This is a genomic window from Diplocloster modestus (assembly GCF_019042245.1).
Classification (GTDB): Bacteria; Bacillota; Clostridia; order Lachnospirales; family Lachnospiraceae; genus Diplocloster; species Diplocloster modestus.
On record NZ_JAHQCX010000004.1, the window covers coordinates 293,952 to 309,518 of the forward strand.

General features: G+C 48.9%; 15 protein-coding genes. All 15 read right to left on the minus strand.

The genetic code is table 11. The features are described from left to right. Positions 1-38: 38 nt before the first annotated feature. The 15 genes from KTH90_RS08365 to KTH90_RS08435 all read right to left on the minus strand — a co-directional run bounded on the left by KTH90_RS08365 (position 39) and on the right by KTH90_RS08435 (position 15,481). Positions 39-455, minus strand: coding sequence for a stage V sporulation protein AB (locus KTH90_RS08365; protein ID WP_158350194.1), 417 nt, complete (start codon positions 453-455; stop codon positions 39-41). Then, positions 445-1,080 (minus strand): stage V sporulation protein AA, encoded by a 636-nt coding sequence (locus tag KTH90_RS08370; RefSeq protein ID WP_158346439.1) that lies wholly within the window; start codon positions 1,078-1,080, stop codon positions 445-447. Before KTH90_RS08370 ends, KTH90_RS08365 begins: the two co-directional genes overlap by 11 nt. A gap of 349 nt (positions 1,081-1,429) precedes the next feature. Beyond that, positions 1,430-2,626: an ROK family protein gene (locus tag KTH90_RS08375; protein ID WP_158350196.1), complete on the minus strand. Its 1,197-nt coding sequence runs from the start codon at positions 2,624-2,626 to the stop codon at positions 1,430-1,432. Between the two features lie 90 nt (positions 2,627-2,716). After that, positions 2,717-4,072 carry a M20 family metallopeptidase gene (locus KTH90_RS08380; protein WP_158350198.1) on the minus strand — a complete coding sequence of 452 codons (1,356 nt, stop codon included), beginning with the start codon at positions 4,070-4,072 and terminating at the stop codon, positions 2,717-2,719. A 121-nt stretch (positions 4,073-4,193) separates the two neighbouring features. After that, on the minus strand, positions 4,194-5,135 hold the full coding sequence (locus KTH90_RS08385) for an ABC transporter permease (protein WP_158350200.1): 942 nt from the start codon (positions 5,133-5,135) through the stop codon (positions 4,194-4,196). Positions 5,136-5,170: 35 nt separating this feature from the next. Beyond that, positions 5,171-6,661 (minus strand): sugar ABC transporter ATP-binding protein, encoded by a 1,491-nt coding sequence (locus tag KTH90_RS08390; protein ID WP_238726624.1) that lies wholly within the window; start codon positions 6,659-6,661, stop codon positions 5,171-5,173. 109 nt (positions 6,662-6,770) lie between these two features. Then, complete coding sequence (locus tag KTH90_RS08395) at positions 6,771-7,976, minus strand: substrate-binding domain-containing protein (RefSeq protein WP_158350204.1); 1,206 nt, start codon at positions 7,974-7,976, stop codon at positions 6,771-6,773. A gap of 243 nt (positions 7,977-8,219) precedes the next feature. Then, a complete protein-coding gene (locus tag KTH90_RS08400; RefSeq protein WP_158350206.1) occupies positions 8,220-9,626 on the minus strand; it encodes a M24 family metallopeptidase in 1,407 nt (468 codons plus the stop codon). Next, positions 9,550-10,590 carry an ROK family glucokinase gene (locus KTH90_RS08405; protein WP_158350208.1) on the minus strand — a complete coding sequence of 347 codons (1,041 nt, stop codon included), beginning with the start codon at positions 10,588-10,590 and terminating at the stop codon, positions 9,550-9,552. Before KTH90_RS08405 ends, KTH90_RS08400 begins: the two co-directional genes overlap by 77 nt. A 246-nt stretch (positions 10,591-10,836) precedes the next feature. Then, positions 10,837-11,550 carry an RNA polymerase sporulation sigma factor SigF gene (gene sigF / locus KTH90_RS08410; protein WP_158346443.1) on the minus strand — a complete coding sequence of 238 codons (714 nt, stop codon included), beginning with the start codon at positions 11,548-11,550 and terminating at the stop codon, positions 10,837-10,839. Between the two features lie 12 nt (positions 11,551-11,562). Next, the gene (gene spoIIAB / locus KTH90_RS08415; protein WP_158350210.1) at positions 11,563-12,012 is read right to left on the minus strand and encodes an anti-sigma F factor; all 450 of its coding nucleotides are present in this window, start codon (positions 12,010-12,012) and stop codon (positions 11,563-11,565) included. 12 nt (positions 12,013-12,024) lie between these two features. After that, positions 12,025-12,360 carry an anti-sigma F factor antagonist gene (spoIIAA, locus tag KTH90_RS08420; RefSeq protein WP_158350212.1) on the minus strand — a complete coding sequence of 112 codons (336 nt, stop codon included), beginning with the start codon at positions 12,358-12,360 and terminating at the stop codon, positions 12,025-12,027. Positions 12,361-12,457: 97 nt separating this feature from the next. After that, a complete protein-coding gene (locus KTH90_RS08425) occupies positions 12,458-13,954 on the minus strand; it encodes a tetratricopeptide repeat protein (RefSeq protein WP_158350214.1) in 1,497 nt (498 codons plus the stop codon). 89 nt (positions 13,955-14,043) lie between these two features. Then, positions 14,044-14,190: a hypothetical protein gene (locus KTH90_RS08430; protein WP_238726625.1), complete on the minus strand. Its 147-nt coding sequence runs from the start codon at positions 14,188-14,190 to the stop codon at positions 14,044-14,046. Then, positions 14,177-15,481, minus strand: coding sequence for a bifunctional folylpolyglutamate synthase/dihydrofolate synthase (locus tag KTH90_RS08435; protein ID WP_158350216.1), 1,305 nt, complete (start codon positions 15,479-15,481; stop codon positions 14,177-14,179). Before KTH90_RS08435 ends, KTH90_RS08430 begins: the two co-directional genes overlap by 14 nt. Positions 15,482-15,567 lie beyond the last annotated feature (86 nt).

Genomic DNA, 15,567 nt, shown 5'->3' on the forward strand with positions numbered 1-15,567 from the left:
TTGCTGTATTTTCCTTATCTGCCGCATGGATTATCCGGCTACCATCCCTGGAAAAAGTACAGGATGGCCCCCAGAGACCTTCCGATCGCCATACTGATAATCATAGCGGTCAGGCCTTCCCGCAGTTTGATTCTCCGCTCAAAGATAGGGATCGTGTTCACGATCTCCGCCAGCGCCATAGCCCAGGCGCCCACAAACATTCCGCCAAAAAGGCCGTAAAATCCGAGTCCGATTTTTCCGAGATGAACCGGCAGCTGATAGATGTACATCAGATTTCCCAATGCGCCGCCCACCAGCACACAATCTTCATACCAGAGGATCCGATGCGCAGTGTGCGTCCTGCCGGCAAACCGCGGGATGATTCCCAATCCTACGATAAACGCAAAGATACCTCCGGCAACTGTGAATCCGCTGCTCAATCCGATGATAGCCATCAGAATCTGTCTAATTAACATCCACGTTCTTTCCCTTCCTGCTGCTGTCCTCTATGACTGTCGTGTTGACATCATCCTCGTACAGCCTCATTTCCACTTCGATGGGAGTCGGATCGACGGACAGTTTTCTGCCCCCGAAATGGTTAAAGAAAATGACCACTCCCACTGTCAGGCCGATAGAGTAGGACAGCTCCAATATTGTGAAACCGTTGGAGGTCTCACCTGTCATCAACATATAAATCTGGCTGAACAGTTTCGTCAGCTGTACGTCATTGTTAAACGACATAATGGAAAAAGCCGCTCCGAAAAAGGTGGTCAGGCAGACCAGAAGCGTCTTCAGGAAATCCATGACTTTGTGCTGGTGCGGTTCCTTTTCATATGCGACTACAAAATCCGTCTCGCCTACGTTATTTATTTCCAGTTGGGGGTAGATCGAATGGATCTGCTCGATTACCTTCAGCACTGACACTGCATTCCGGCTGTAGCGTTTGGCATCTGAAAGGGTCAGGATCTTCATAGCCTTCAGCCGGTTAACCACGTCTTTATTACTGCACTCCAGCTTCGCCACGTCCCCCAAACGAACCTCCGTGGTATGCACTTCCGTGTTCCGCTCTATTTTTAAATACAAGGTATCCTTCAAAGACATAGGTTCCGACACCCTTCTGTTATATTTTCAACAAATGTACCTTCCGTAATAATGCTTTCCTTCTGGACAACATAGGAATAATAGAAAATCCCTACCACGATCGCGATTAATACAAGAGAAAGAAGAAATACTCTGAATTTCGTCCGGTTTATCATTTTTATCCACTTCCTTTACCATTCATTTGCTTTTTTCGATATTCTAAATGTAGTATGGCAGGATTTTATAAAAATATGTAAAAAATTCAAAAGGGGACATGTCCATTCCGGTTTGGGACATGTCCATCTTAAGTTGGACATGTCCCAGACTGAAATGGACATGTCCCAAATCAATTTGGACATGTCCCCTTTTGTCAGTTCTGCTCTTCTTCGAAAAGCAGTGATTCGATATAATATTCCTGAGCCATAAATGCAGCTCCTGTGGTGCTGTTGTTTTTTTCTTTTACCAGCTCAAGAGTCAGACCGGCAAATAAATTCTCATGCATAAGCTCTCTCATCTTCTCACTGGCCAGATGGAAGAACTCCGGGAAGTCGGATATGATCGCGCCTCCCACCAGAATGTATCTTGTATTGTACATATAGACCAGGTTTCTAAGAAGCATGGCCAGATGCCTCGCCTGGCGGTCTACAAAGCTGACTGCCCACTCCTCCCTGGCGCGGAAAGAATCGTAGATCTGTTCTACCTCTGTAATCAGATGTCCTTCTTCCTGGCACTGTTCGATGAGGCTGTTCTTCGTCAGATAGGTCTGGACGCAGCCCGTCTGGCCGCAGTCACAGTGCCGGCCGCTGGATTCCAGAATGACATGCCCTACTTCTCCTGCCGCATTGTTACTGCCCCGGACCAAAGCTCCGCCATACATGACCGCGGAACCGACTCCGGTACCGATGGACAGATAGGTGACATCCTCATGTTTGATGTCCCTATGCCTGTGCGCCAAGCCCACCAGAGAAGCTTTCATATCATTATCGACGAATACCGGCTGGTCAAACAGTTCCTCTGCCAGCCTTCCAATCTCGACATTTTCCCACTGAAACTGAGGAGCAAAATAAATCGTACCGGTTTCATAATCTACATTACCTATACATGAAATACCGACGGCCATAATTTTCTTTATCTCATACCCGGATTCCAGGCATAATTCCACAAAGGCCGCGTGGGCAATCTTCACGATTTCTTCCGGCTGATACGGCCTTTTTCTCAATTTAATCTGTTTGCCTGCGGTGATAAGATCTCTGAAATTCAGGATACAGATATTGATGTAATCGGAATCGATGGATATTCCGGCTGTCAGAATCGCATCATCGATGACTTTTAGCCGGATTCCATTTCGCCCTACACTGCCATTCACCACGGATTCTGCCTGCTGTACCAGACCGAACTCCATAAGCTGATCCGCTATTCGTGTGATGCTGGTAGGGCTCATTTTCGTTATCTTTACAATGTCTGCCCTGGAGATCAGAGCGTCCTGATTATCACGGATAATGTTTAAAACCAGCTTGCAGTTATTCATTTTTATATTACTTTGATTCTGAACCGTTCGCTTTTTCAATATGATCCTGCTCCTACATAGTATCTTTTCCGATTTTCTTTCATTCTACAACAAAATCAGGGGAAGCTCAATCATATGGTTCAACTTCGTTCAGGATTCTGTCTTATCTGAATTGCACCAGTCAAAACATACGGCGGCTACCCCCTTGCAGCAGATTACAATGTCCTCGACTTTACATTCCTCGTTGGTTCTGTGGGCCAGTGCCGGATTCCCGGGGCCATAATTGACCACCGGTATCCCCGGAACTCTCATCAGCCATCCTGTGTCCGTATGGAAGCCGGAACCGTTGAGGATCGTTTCCGGCCGGATCTGCCTCGCGCTTTCCCGGAATACCTTAACGAATGGATGATCTGCTGGCACTTCCGAGCAGTCAGCCTCGCAGACCCACTCCACCCTCGGGGGATTTTGGGCAAGCCAGGGGTCAGCATCGCTGATTCTTTTCATGAAGTCTTCGAATTCTCTTCGGGTACTGACTCCCAGACCATCCTCGTTTGTCTCCTGGGGCAATACCTGGATATTGTAAGAAAGTTTACAGGTGGCGGGAAAACTGGACCGGTGATGCCCGCCTTCGATCATGGCCACCTTGACTTGACAGGATTCTTTTAAAAGCGGATGGTTTTTGTCTGGCCGCAGCGCCCATTCTTTGTTCAGATTGTCGATCTGGTCCATGATATATCTGGCCTTCTCGATGGCATCCACGACTCCGCCTTCGGACCAGTGCGGCTGAGATACCTCCAAATGTCCGGTTTTACCGTAGATCGTAATATCGCCCCACTGAATATTCCTGCACAGCAGGCTGATCTCCAGATCTGTGGGTTCTCCCATAATACCTGCATCGATCTGTACGCCTTTTTTCTTCAGCCAGTCGGCAATCGCAAGACACCCCGTTCCGCCAGACTCTTCACACACGGCACTGGCCAGCCAGATATCCCCTCTGGGTTTTTCACCGGTCTCCACCATAGCTTTGACCGCCATCACCATACCGGCCAGGCCGCCCAGCATATCTACAACGCCGCGCCCATGCAATACTCCTTCCTCTATCCGGGCGTCAAATGGCGGATACTCCCACTCCTCCAGATCGTCCGCCGCTACCACATCGCAGTGTCCGATCAGCAGAATGGATTTGGCATGATCCGGATCTGTCCCCGGCAACTTAGCCACTATGTTTGGTCGGCTGCTAAAATCGATCTGGTCCGTGTAACCGGTTATAAAACCAGGTTTTTCACGGTAAGGTTCCAGTTCATTCAGATCCACATCGAAGGAATAGATCTCCATCCCCAGATCCTGTAACTGTTCCAGAATAATCTTTTCGCAGCCGGCCTCGTTGTAGCCGTGATCCGCTGCATAGACCGGATTGACCGGGCGCGAACGGATCATATTCTGAGTGAGCCCGATCAGATTTTCTTTCCTTTCTTCTATATAAGTAAGTAATGTCTCTTTCCCCATTTTAAATTTTCCTCCGTTTGTTAATCATATGGATCTGGCGTGCCGCCACACTAGTTATTTACCAACAATGATTGTCTGCTATATTTACCGGCACACCGTTTATCTCATACCTACAGATGCTTTATTTCACACTCTTCTCCTGTGTGGAGCTCAGCGCAACCGCCACGATAATCACCAGCCCTCTGACGATCATCTGCTGATGAACGCTCAGGCCGTACATTACAAGAGCATTGTCAATCATTCCGATCATAATCGCACCCACGATCGCACCTGGTATGGACGCCTTTCCACCAAACATGGATGTCCCTCCAAGAACGGAGGCCGCAATCACGCTGGTTCCGGCATCTTCTCCCAGGGTATATCTGCCGCCGCCAAACCTGCCGCTCCAGAGGATACCCGCCAGCGCTGCCAGGACTCCGCAGATCATCATAACCTGCATCTGAACTTTTTTAATCTTCACGCCGGAATAGAAGGCAGCGTTGGGATTACCTCCCACTGCCAGGGTCCTGCGGCCAAAGGCTGTCTTTTTCATCACGATATAGCCGGCCGCAAAAATGATAATCATCCAGATAAATACGGAAGGAATCACACCCAGATTCCCGCCGCCGAAGATATCCAGAAACGTTTGGTTGGTAATCGGCACCGCCTTTAGATTCGTCATCGTTCTGGCGATCCCCATCCACACTGTCTGTGTACCAAGGGTCGCGATAAACGGCGGCATATTCAGGTAAGCGATCAGCACACCGTTGGCAGCCCCGGCCAGGCAGCCATAGAGGAGCGCCCCTGCCACCCCTGCTGCAATCCCATAGGACTCCACCAGGAGGGCACACACCAAGGAAGCCACACCCACGATCGGTCCGATCGACAGATCGATCAGTGCAGCGGCCAGCACGAAAGTCATTCCCACGGCCATAATGGCAATTAGGCATGTCTGCCGCAAGATATTCATCAGATTACTGATATGTGCGAACCCAACCCCCACATTGTGAAGTGTCACGCTGAATATAAGGAACAGACCAATAAATGCGATAAATACAATCATTTCATTGAGTTTAATTTTCATTCTCCGTTTTGTCTCCAAAAGTCATCCCCACTTTCTCACTGTATTGCGGCTGTCAGCTCGTCCTGCGTAATAGTCTCAAAATCTTCATTCAGCAGTTCCCCTGTAATCTCCTGGTTTTTCAGAATTAGAATCCGATTGCAGTTCTGATTGACCTCCTCGGTCTCGGATGAAGCCAGGATCACTGCTCCGCCGGTCTGTTTAAATTCATCGATGATCTGCATAATCTCCGCCTTCGCATGTACATCCACACCAAAGGTGGGATCGTCCATGAGAATGATCTTTGGGTTTGTGGCCAGCGCCTTGGCGATTACCACCTTCTGCTGGTTTCCGCCGGACAGGCTGCGCACGATGGTGTCCAGGTTCTGGGTCTTGATCTGCATCCGCCCGATATAGGTTTGGGCAACCTCGTTACCTTTCTTGTCGTCCAGCAGAAAATGCCTCTTCATTTTATTCAGCCAGGACAATTCCATATTAAATCGGACGGAGTGATCGACGGACAGCCCCTGAATCTGTCTGCTCTCAGGAATCAGGAAAAATCCAGCCTCCACCGCTTCGCTGGGATGCCGGATCCTCACCGGCTTACCGAGGATCTGGATCTGCCCCCCGGTGATGGGCTCCACCCCGAACAGGGCCTGGAACAGTTCTGTACGTCCGCTGCCCTTAAGTCCCGCCAGTCCCAGCACTTCCCCTTCATACAGTTTAAAGGACAGGGGGGTTTTGATTCTCCTGGTCGTGATCCCTTTTACCTCCAGAAGCGGGGTAGTTTTATCTATATGGACTACACTGCGCTTTTTCTGCAGCGCATTGCTTTCCTCGCCGAGCATGGCACTGATAATGGTATCCATGGAGGCATCCTGAATCTGCGCGTCCAGTGTCAGATAGCCATCCCTGATCACAGTTACACTGTCACAGTTTTGTATAATTTCTTTTAAATGATGGGTAATCAGTACAACAGAAATTTTATTCTCTTTCAGCCTCTGTATCATGGTGAACAGCTTTTCACACTGCTTTCCATCCAGTGCGGCGGTAGGCTCATCCATAAGGATGATCTTTTTATTTTTCAGAACGGCTTTACAGATCTCTATCATCTGCATATCCGAAGAACTCAGCTCTTTAATTCTCTTATAAATATCAATATGGATATCATATTCCCTAAAAAAATCAAGTACCCGTTTCGCGCTCTCTTTTTCATTTATGATCCCATAAGTTTTAATCTCACTGTTCAGATAAATATTTTCCAGCACCGTCATCTCAGATACCAGGCTGAACTCCTGGAAAATCATCCCTACGGAATCGGATGCCTTTCTGTAACTGTTATGAATTTCCTCTCCGAAGATTTTTATATCGCCGCTGACCGGCTTATAGATCCCCTGAATGATTTTCAGCAAAGTACTCTTTCCGGCCCCATTTTTCCCGATCAGTCCTCTGATTTCACCTGGTTTCAAATTGAAATCAATATCCTGCAGGACAAAAACCCCATTAAAGGACATACAGATATCCTTCATTTCCAACACATAGTTAGCCATTTTCTCTCCCTTCCTTCGGGCTGTTCTGTATGAGGAAAGGAAACGCAGCCTATCCATTGACTGCAGATAAGCTGCAGCTCCATTCCCGATTGCGTATGCCGCTGTGCTTTTATGCGCCTATCCCTTTTTCCGTCAACGCATCTTTTAATACTTCGGGCAGTTCATCCCCAAAGGACCATTTCCACATTTCTTCCATGTTCTCCGGTGTCACCTTCTTCCCAGGACCTGCCAGTTCTGCCGGAACCTCCTGCCCCAGATATGATTTGGCCAGCGCGATGGCTGCTGCGGAGGCATAGTAATAGGCCGAATCACAGACAATACCAGAAATATATCCGCCGTTAATCATATCCAGGCAGCAAATGGTATCCAGATCGATGGTCACAATGTTGAAATCCTGCATATTCAGGCTTTTTACTACTTCCAGCACTTCTAACGCCGGTGCGGAAAATGTGACAAATACACCTTTGGCATCCGGATGTCTGGTCAGCATCGCGCTGATCGCCGGGCCTGCGTCACTGGCCAGCTCAATACCGGCTTCTTCCGCCAGGTTGATATCCGGATAATCATTTTTGATCGCATCCACAAACGCACCGTCGCGGGTATTGGATACATAGTTCACGCTGCTGATGGTTATTGCCAGTACATCTCCTTTTCCCCCGATGGAATCCGCCAGCATTTCGGCGGCCATTCTGCCTTCTTCTGCGAATTCATCGGACACCATAGTCACATATTCTTTTCCCGCGGTGTAACCATCCGGGACGGAACCCGTAAATGCTAGTTTGATTCCGGCTTGTACCACCGGGTCGAAGTTCTTGGCCGCAATCTTGGATTCCTGTGCCTGGCACACGATCGCATCCACACCCATGGAGATAAAATTTTCCATATTGGACTGCTGGACTGCCGGATCCAATTCGCAGTATGCCTCCCCTACCGTTTCGATTCCCAGAGCCTCGCAGGTATCCTTAAATCCTCTAATCTGTCCATATCCAAAATCCGATTCCGTGGGTACCTCGATTGCAAAACGTAGTCCCATGTCTTTGACCTGCTTGATTTCATCCGCAGACAATCCATACTGCTGTCCTGCCCATTCAATGTAGAAACCGTCCCCGGAGGAAGCTGCATCCTTATCCGCCGCTTCCGCCGCTTTCGGTGTATCCTGCGGTTCCGCCTTTTCAGACGACGCAGTAGCAGCCGGCTCTGCCGCCGCATCTGCCGGAGCGGTGCCGCTGCCGCTGTTGGAAGCGCAACCGGTTAACTGGACCCCAATCATTGCCACCATCAATAATGCTGTGATTCTCTTTGTTCTCTTCTTCATTGTCTTTCTCCCTTCTCCTTCTCTTTCTTTGTTGTTGTACCTGTATAACCTACACTTTTCCTATCAGATCCTTTTCACTGCCGTTTCTGTTTTCATCCCTCCATTTCCGCTGCTTAATGCGTTAGTGTTCTATCGGTGTTCCGATAAGGATATGTTCTCTACTCTGAGTGTAGCTCCAGGCAAAAATACCTTCATGATCGTGAAATTAGGAAATTTATTATTCCAGTGATGTTATTAATTTGGTTAAAATTGATCTTTTATTCTCATCCCTTTTTCCCGATTTAATAAGAAAGGACGCAAGTATCCTTCACTGCCAGCCATCGGGAGTACCTCCGGCTTCAGCGGGATATTCAAAATATTCATCATGTATTCCCGGCGTTTTTGCATCCGGCTGTACACCTTGGGATAATCTCTCATCAGTTCCTGGCGAAGCTGCTCATTTGCCAGCACGATACCATCTTCCGCATTTGCTCCCCCGCAGCCTGGTATACTGAAAATGATATCCATCTGAAGCATCATGCCGCTTCGCAGCCTAATTTCAGAATCCCGGAAAATGGGGGATGACATCCATTCCTCTCCCGCAGTCAGATGCCCTGGATTTAAAGTCCATCCGTATTTTTCAGGGGGAGCCGCCTGTTCGACCGTCCGGTACATTTGCCCTCCGGTAACGCCGACCCCGATCGCTGCATACCAGGCTGCCGCCGCCGCATAATAGGGCTTAACCACTCTCTCAAGATAATCGAAAGCCGGTTCCGGTAATTCCTGTTCCGTCTTTACCACATACCCGCAGCGGCTGGTCAGTCCGCCCCGCAGTCCCATTGTTGTAGTAAAGCGCTCACCTCTACAAAGCTTTTTGGGTCTGGGAGCCACAACCGCGTTGGTAAATCGCTCCCCGGCTGCACAGATCGTCTGAACGCTGACCGGCTGGCCCTGAACCGCCAGATACTCCGCCAGATCAGTCTCCCGGGCCCCCTCCCGGATCTCATCCAGCATCTTCATCACACAGGAGGATGCCTGGGAAGCGCCATATTCATAATGGGCGATCTCATTGGCGCCGACTGTCGTCCTGACTCCGTTTGCCGGATCGATAAACAGTCCGGTGGCATTGATTACAGCTTTACTTCCTCCCACTTTGCGGATAAGCGCGTCTGTTATGTAATAAGGTACCTCATAGATTTTACGGTTATCCAGTCCGGGGGCTGTGAACATCTTCCACCCCGCAATTCCAGCCCGCATACCTTCCCTTACGCTGGCCGCTTCCAGCGCTTCGGAAACGGACATTCCCGGATCCATAGGCTGGTTGGGTAAAGAAAAATACGGGACATGAAGGGCTTTCACCGGAATCCTGCTGTAGTCCGCCATGCGCAGGGATTCATTTCCCAACATCAGCCATGCGCTGCCGTCCCTGTGTAAAATCAATACTGCCTCCTCAAACCTTGGTTCAAAACCAGTCAGATATCCAAAGTTAGTCCCGTGTTCCCGGTCTGCATAAATCAGAAGGACATCCAGCTCCTGGAGTTTCATCTGCTCCAGCACCCTGTGCTTGTGGAGCTTCATGGTATCATCGGTAAGATCAATTGGTTCCGGAGCCGCTTCCATGAATGGCGGCGGTATCACAGTATATTCCGTCTGTTCTGGCAAGAAATGCATGTCGCTCCTCCTTTTTGTCCATAGCCATTCTGGCCGCGCCGTAATAACCCGCATCATTTCCCATAACAGCCAAGACAATTTTTGCTTTTTCCTTTTTTAAAATCGCGTGTTTTTCATAGTGTTCCTGTATGATCCGTATCAGAAAATCTCCCGCTGCCGAAACGCCTCCGCCTATGACAAATACCTGAGGGTCCACTACATAGCTGACGGCCGCCAGACATTTACCAAGGAACTGCATACAGTAATCCAGTGTAACCAGTGCGGCGGGGTCCCCTGCTTTCGCCGCATCCACCACGTCCCTTGCAGTAAAACCTTCCATGCCCCTCAGGACTGACGGCAGACTGGTATCCTTCAATATCTTACCTGCATTCCGGACGATTCCAGTGGCGGAAGCCATCTGATCCAGACACCCACGGCCGCCGCAGTTACAAATATCCGTTTCATTTGGATTTACCATGATATGGCCAATCTCTCCACCCAGGCCTTTCGCACCGTATACAATTTTCCCATCCAATATTACCCCGCTGCCCACTCCGGTTCCCAGCGTGACCAGAACCAGACTTTGGTAGCCGATACCGCCGCCTCTCCACATCTCTCCAAGCGCCGCTACATTTGCATCGTTTCCTACTGTGACTGGGATCCCTCCAAGCAGCTCGGAGAGTACCAGGGAAGGATTTATATCGGTCAAGCCGAGATTCACGCAGGATTCGACATAACCATTATCCAGTACTGGTCCCGGCACCCCTATTCCAACTCCCCTGACCTTGGTGCGGGAAATACATCTCTCTTCCAGAATATACAAAATTTCTCCTGCAATATTCTGCATAATATCATTCTTCCCAACCTCTGTATAATTTCTGCCGCGTGTTGGGATCTCCCAGTTCTCCAGCATTCGACCACTCTCCGAGAACATCCCCAGCTTAATATTCGTTCCTCCGACATCCACCCCAAAATAGTAATCCATACCACACCTCATCGTAAAATAATACTTCGATCTTCTGCAAACCTATTTTATTTCTCCTATGATGTTATAAATAGTATCATATGTATATTTATCTGTCAATTAAGAATAATAGTCAAAATTTATCCGAGAATTTTGGGACATTTTAAAGCAAATAAGGGGACATGTCCATTCCGGTTTGGGACATGTCCATCTTAAGTTGGACATGTCCCAGACTGAAATGGACATGTCCCCTTTCCTCTACCATTATTAAAGCTTGTCCCGCAGTTTCTGCAAGATCTTCTTTTCCAGCCTGGATACCTGAACCTGTGAGATCCCGATCTTCTCCGCCACCTGCGTCTGGGTCTTGTCCTCATAATAACGCATGAGGATGATTTCCCGTTCCTTTTCCGTCAGGGAATCCAATAACTGCTCCAGCACCAGCTGATTCAATACCGCATCGTTCTGGCTGGTCTCCTCCTCCAGCTTATCGATCAGATAGATATCACTGCCGTCCCCCTGATAGATGGTTTTATAGAGGGACTCCACCTCCACGCCGGAATCCAGCGCCATAACGATTTCTTCCTGGCTGGCGCCGATCTCTGCGGAGATCTCTTCCAGGGTCGGCTCCCGGCCGATCTTATGGTTGAGCATTTCCCGGCACCTTCGCGCTTTGTTGGCTGTTTCCTTTAAAGATCTGCTCACTTTGATCATTCCGTCGTCTCTTAAGAATCTTTTGATCTCTCCGGTAATCATCGGAACCGCATAGGTTGAAAACTTTACATCGTAACTGATATCGAATTTGTCGATTGCCTTGATCAGCCCGATACTGCCGATCTGGAACAGGTCCTCCATCTCATGGCCCCGTCCCTGGAATCTGCGGACGATACTCCACACCAATCCAATGTTTTCTTCCACAAGCCTATCTCTCGCTTCTTTATCCCCTTCGTGTGATTTGACAATTAAAGCGATCGTATGCTCCATGAATTCATCCCTTTACTCTTCCTCATATTCGCTGTCCCTGCGTCCGATTTTCTTTTTCATGGAAACCTTGGTTCCCTTTCCCACTTCGGACTCTACTTTCAGTTCATCCATAAAAGCCTCCATAAATGAAAATCCCATGCCGGAACGCTCCTGCTCCGGAGCGGTGGTAAATAACGGCTCCATGGCTTTTTCCACATCCGGGATGCCTCTGCCCTGATCGATGACCTCCAGACAGAGTTCGTCCTCACAGGTCGTGCAGTTTATGGTGATTTTATGTATCTCATTGCCGTATCCATGGATGATCGCATTGGTGACTGCTTCCGATACCGCCGTCTTTACATCCGCCACTTCTTCCAAAGTGGGATTCAGCTGGGTTAAAAACGCCGCGACCGCGACCCTGGCGAATCCTTCGTTTGACGACCTGCTGTCGAATTCTAATTTCATTTCATTACTCTCCTTCATGGTGCTCCCCCTTTATAATGTTTTGGTTTCCTGTGGAAAGTCGTCATAGATATCGATTATCTTGTGTATGCCGGATAAGGTGAGAATCCGCCGGATTCTGGGGCTTACCGATACGGCCAGAACCTTTCCTCCGGTAAAATTCAGGTTCTTGTAGCGTCCCATGATGACGCCAATCCCGGAGCTGTCCATAAAGTTCGTGTTAGAAAAATCAAATACGATACTCCTGATATTCCGCTTTTCCATCATATTATCCGCACCCTTTCGAATCTCTTCTGCATTATGATGATCCAGTTCTGTCGGAACGTGGATAATCAGGCTGGTATTATCCAGTTGAAACAATGGTGACATCTGTATTCCCTCCTGTCTTAAATTGCCGCTTTCGGTATCAACCGTCCTTAAACTGTGAAAAAATGCACAAAAAGAGCGTGGCAACCCACGCCCTTTCTCATTCCTGTGTATTATCCGGCAGCTCCTCCCCTGTGTCCTGTGGAAGCTGCTGATCCGTGTTATCATTCGTCTGATTGCTTCCAGCCGCATTCCCGGCTGCATTTTCACCACCGGCATTCGCCCCTTCCACCGGCGGCGTGCTCATATAACTTGCGGACTGCCGCGCCTTATTGGTGTTCGGGTACTTGTCATATACCTGCTGGTAAAACTTATCTGCATTGGCCTGATCCCCGGAACGGTCATAAGCCCGCGCCAGATAGAACAAAGCATCCCCGTTGTGGACATCTGCGTTTAATTCTACGGCCTGCCCAAGATCCTGAATAGACGCAGCGAAATCACCTTTTTTGTATGCGTCATAGCCGGTGGTATACAGCTCCTCGGCAGCCTTGGTGTTCACATCTGTCTGGATCGCGTCGTAGAGTGTTTTGGCATCCCCGGAAAGGGACGCGGCATCTACTTTTTGAAGCGCATCCGCAGCGGTCACGGTATCTTGTGCACTGTAGGCCGCATATGCGGCCAGCAGCTGTTCATAGCTGGTCACTTTCACATCCTGTGCCTGCGCCTGCTGCTTTGCTTCTTCCTCATTGGACTTCGCCGCGGCCAGATCGGTTTCCAGCTGTTTAATGTTGGCATTCTTGGTGGACAGCTGTTCGTTAAATTCGATCTCCGACTGATTGCTGTTGCCCTTCTCCGCCTGCATACGGGCCGGAAGGACCAGGAACCACATAAGCGCCGCTCCCACCAGCAATCCGATTATGATATTAATCACCGTCGACATGCCGGAATTATCCTTAAACGTCTTCGGCTGTATAATCGTCTCATTTCCACTGCGGTAGGCTACCGAATCCTCATTCTTCGGCTCCTCCGGTTTTGGATTTACTCCTTTGAATGCATTCAGCTCTTTGACCAGATGTAAGGTCAAGGTATTGGCACGGTCTATTTTACCGGCTCTTCGCAGCATACTCTCCGCTCTGCCGTAATCTTCATTCTTCATGTAACACAGCGCCAGCAGCTGATACGCTTTGACCAGTTTCGGATTCATGGACAGCACTTTTTTCAGCTGGATTACCGCCAGATCGTCACTGCTCTGCTCACAGTACAAAAGCGCCTGGTTAAACTTCTTGATGGTGGTGTTCATGGTTTCCAGTCGGCCCTGATTCTCCTGCAGATCGTTCAGAAAATAATCCGCCGGATTCTTTTTGGACTGAATATTTTTGCTGATGACCCACTGGCTTAAGGCGGCCACAGCCTCACCCATCTCATAGTAGATCAACCCCAGCAGGTTCCTGGCCTGCACATGATTTTTATTATATTTTAATGCCAGATTCAGACTGGTCACAGCACCGGACAGATCCCGCACCTTCGCCTTTTCCAGTCCGTCGTTGTATAACGCATTGGACAATCGTATTATCTTTTTATATACTGATACATCAGCCCCGCAGTTCGTGCAGTAATCCACATCGGACAGGGTGCTGCCGCAATATAAGCATCTCATACTGTTTCACCTACTCTTCCGCGCTGCGTGCATGTCATATTTCCACATATTCAAATGTCGCCGTTCAAATGTCTGAAAATCATTCTGCACTATCGTTCTTTGTTTCTCGATTCCTTAAGCATTTCCTTCAAAATATCGGTCATATCCGTCAGATCCTGATTGCGGATCGCCTCTTCCGCTTCCTCAACCTCCAGGCTCGGATGAAATTTCTTCAATTCTTCTTCAAAGTTCAGCATTGTACCGCCTCCTTATTACTTCTTTCAATTCACCAACCAGATACAAAGACCCGGCGCAAAACAGCATACCATCGCCTGTTCGCTCTATAGCTGTCTGAAACGCCTGTTCCATATCCGGTACAGCCGTCACCTTCTTTGATGTCCGTTCCTCAAAGATACGTTTTAACTCATCGGATGGCACACCACGGCCGCTGCTTAATTGGGTTATCACATAACTATCAAATAAATCTGCTTCAATAATGGTCTGGATCATTTGCGGATATTGTTTTTCCTTTACCGCAGAAAACAACAGAACTTTCGGCCCGCGCTCCTGGAATACCCTTACGGTCTCTGCAAATCCGCAGATACCATCCACGTTATGTGCACCGTCCAGATACACATCCGGAAGGACCTCCTCCATACGCCCCGGCCATCTCATATTGGAAATACCCTGCTGCATCGCCTCCCGGCTGATCTCGTGCCCGGTATCTAACACCTCCAGCGCCTGTAATGCCAAAACTGCATTTCGGACCTGATAGGCCGCCGCACTGTGCACGGTCATTCCAATACATCCATAATAACGACTGCAATAAGAAAAATCAACGGTTTTGTCAGTATTTAATAATTTTGTTATAATTTCATCATGTACCGGCCGCGTTGGCGCTCCCATCTTCACGGCCTGCCGTTCCACCACGCGGTTCACTGCGTCCTTAGCCGCGTCATAGACCACGGGAACTCCTGCTTTGATGATTCCGGCCTTTTCCGCCGCAATCTCTTCAATCGTGCTGCCCAGCCACTCCATATGGTCCAGGCTGATGGAGGTAATCACTGTCACCGCCGGATCTTTGATGGCGTTGGTCGCGTCCAGTCTGCCGCCCAGCCCTGTCTCCAGCACCCCATACTCCACATGGTTCTCTTCAAACATTACCATAGCCATGGCAAATAAATACTCGAAAAAAGTCGGATGCGGCATTCCCTCCCGCTGCATAACCGACACCGCCCGGTCCACTCGCTCAAATGCATGAACCAGCTGCTCATTTTCCACATTCTTACCGTTTATCTGAAACCGCTCATTTACGCATTCCAGATGGGGTGACGTAAACATTCCCACGGAATATCCCGCCGTCCGTAATACAGAATTAACATAGGCGCAGACTGATCCCTTTCCATTCGTCCCCGCCACGTGTATGATCTTCATCTGATGCCCAGGATTGCCCAGATTCTGAAGGAGTCTCCTCGTATGGTTTAAGTCATTTTTCTTCGTAAATTTCGGTATATCTAAAAGATAAGACACTGCCTCTTCATATGTCACTGATACTCATCCACCTTTTTTATCCACACCCATTATACCTGAATCTCCTTTTATTTCCAACCTAAAGTTTTTAACATCTTTAGACA

Excerpts from the sequence above, each read along its gene's own strand:
- KTH90_RS08365 (WP_158350194.1), bottom strand. The coding sequence starts at position 455 with ATGTTAATTAGACAGATTCTGATGGCTATCATCGGATTGAGCAGCGGA.
- KTH90_RS08370 (WP_158346439.1), bottom strand. The coding sequence starts at position 1,080 with ATGTCTTTGAAGGATACCTTGTATTTAAAAATAGAGCGGAACACGGAA.
- KTH90_RS08380 (WP_158350198.1), bottom strand. The coding sequence starts at position 4,072 with ATGGGGAAAGAGACATTACTTACTTATATAGAAGAAAGGAAAGAAAAT.
- KTH90_RS08385 (WP_158350200.1), bottom strand. The coding sequence starts at position 5,135 with ATGAAAATTAAACTCAATGAAATGATTGTATTTATCGCATTTATTGGT.
- KTH90_RS08390 (WP_238726624.1), bottom strand. The coding sequence starts at position 6,661 with ATGGCTAACTATGTGTTGGAAATGAAGGATATCTGTATGTCCTTTAAT.
- KTH90_RS08395 (WP_158350204.1), bottom strand. The coding sequence starts at position 7,976 with ATGAAGAAGAGAACAAAGAGAATCACAGCATTATTGATGGTGGCAATG.
- KTH90_RS08400 (WP_158350206.1), bottom strand. The coding sequence starts at position 9,626 with ATGCATTTCTTGCCAGAACAGACGGAATATACTGTGATACCGCCGCCA.
- KTH90_RS08405 (WP_158350208.1), bottom strand. The coding sequence starts at position 10,590 with ATGGATTACTATTTTGGGGTGGATGTCGGAGGAACGAATATTAAGCTG.
- sigF (WP_158346443.1), bottom strand. The coding sequence starts at position 11,550 with ATGGAGCATACGATCGCTTTAATTGTCAAATCACACGAAGGGGATAAA.
- spoIIAB (WP_158350210.1), bottom strand. The coding sequence starts at position 12,012 with ATGAAGGAGAGTAATGAAATGAAATTAGAATTCGACAGCAGGTCGTCA.
- spoIIAA (WP_158350212.1), bottom strand. The coding sequence starts at position 12,360 with ATGTCACCATTGTTTCAACTGGATAATACCAGCCTGATTATCCACGTT.
- KTH90_RS08425 (WP_158350214.1), bottom strand. The coding sequence starts at position 13,954 with ATGAGATGCTTATATTGCGGCAGCACCCTGTCCGATGTGGATTACTGC.
- KTH90_RS08430 (WP_238726625.1), bottom strand. The coding sequence starts at position 14,190 with ATGCTGAACTTTGAAGAAGAATTGAAGAAATTTCATCCGAGCCTGGAG.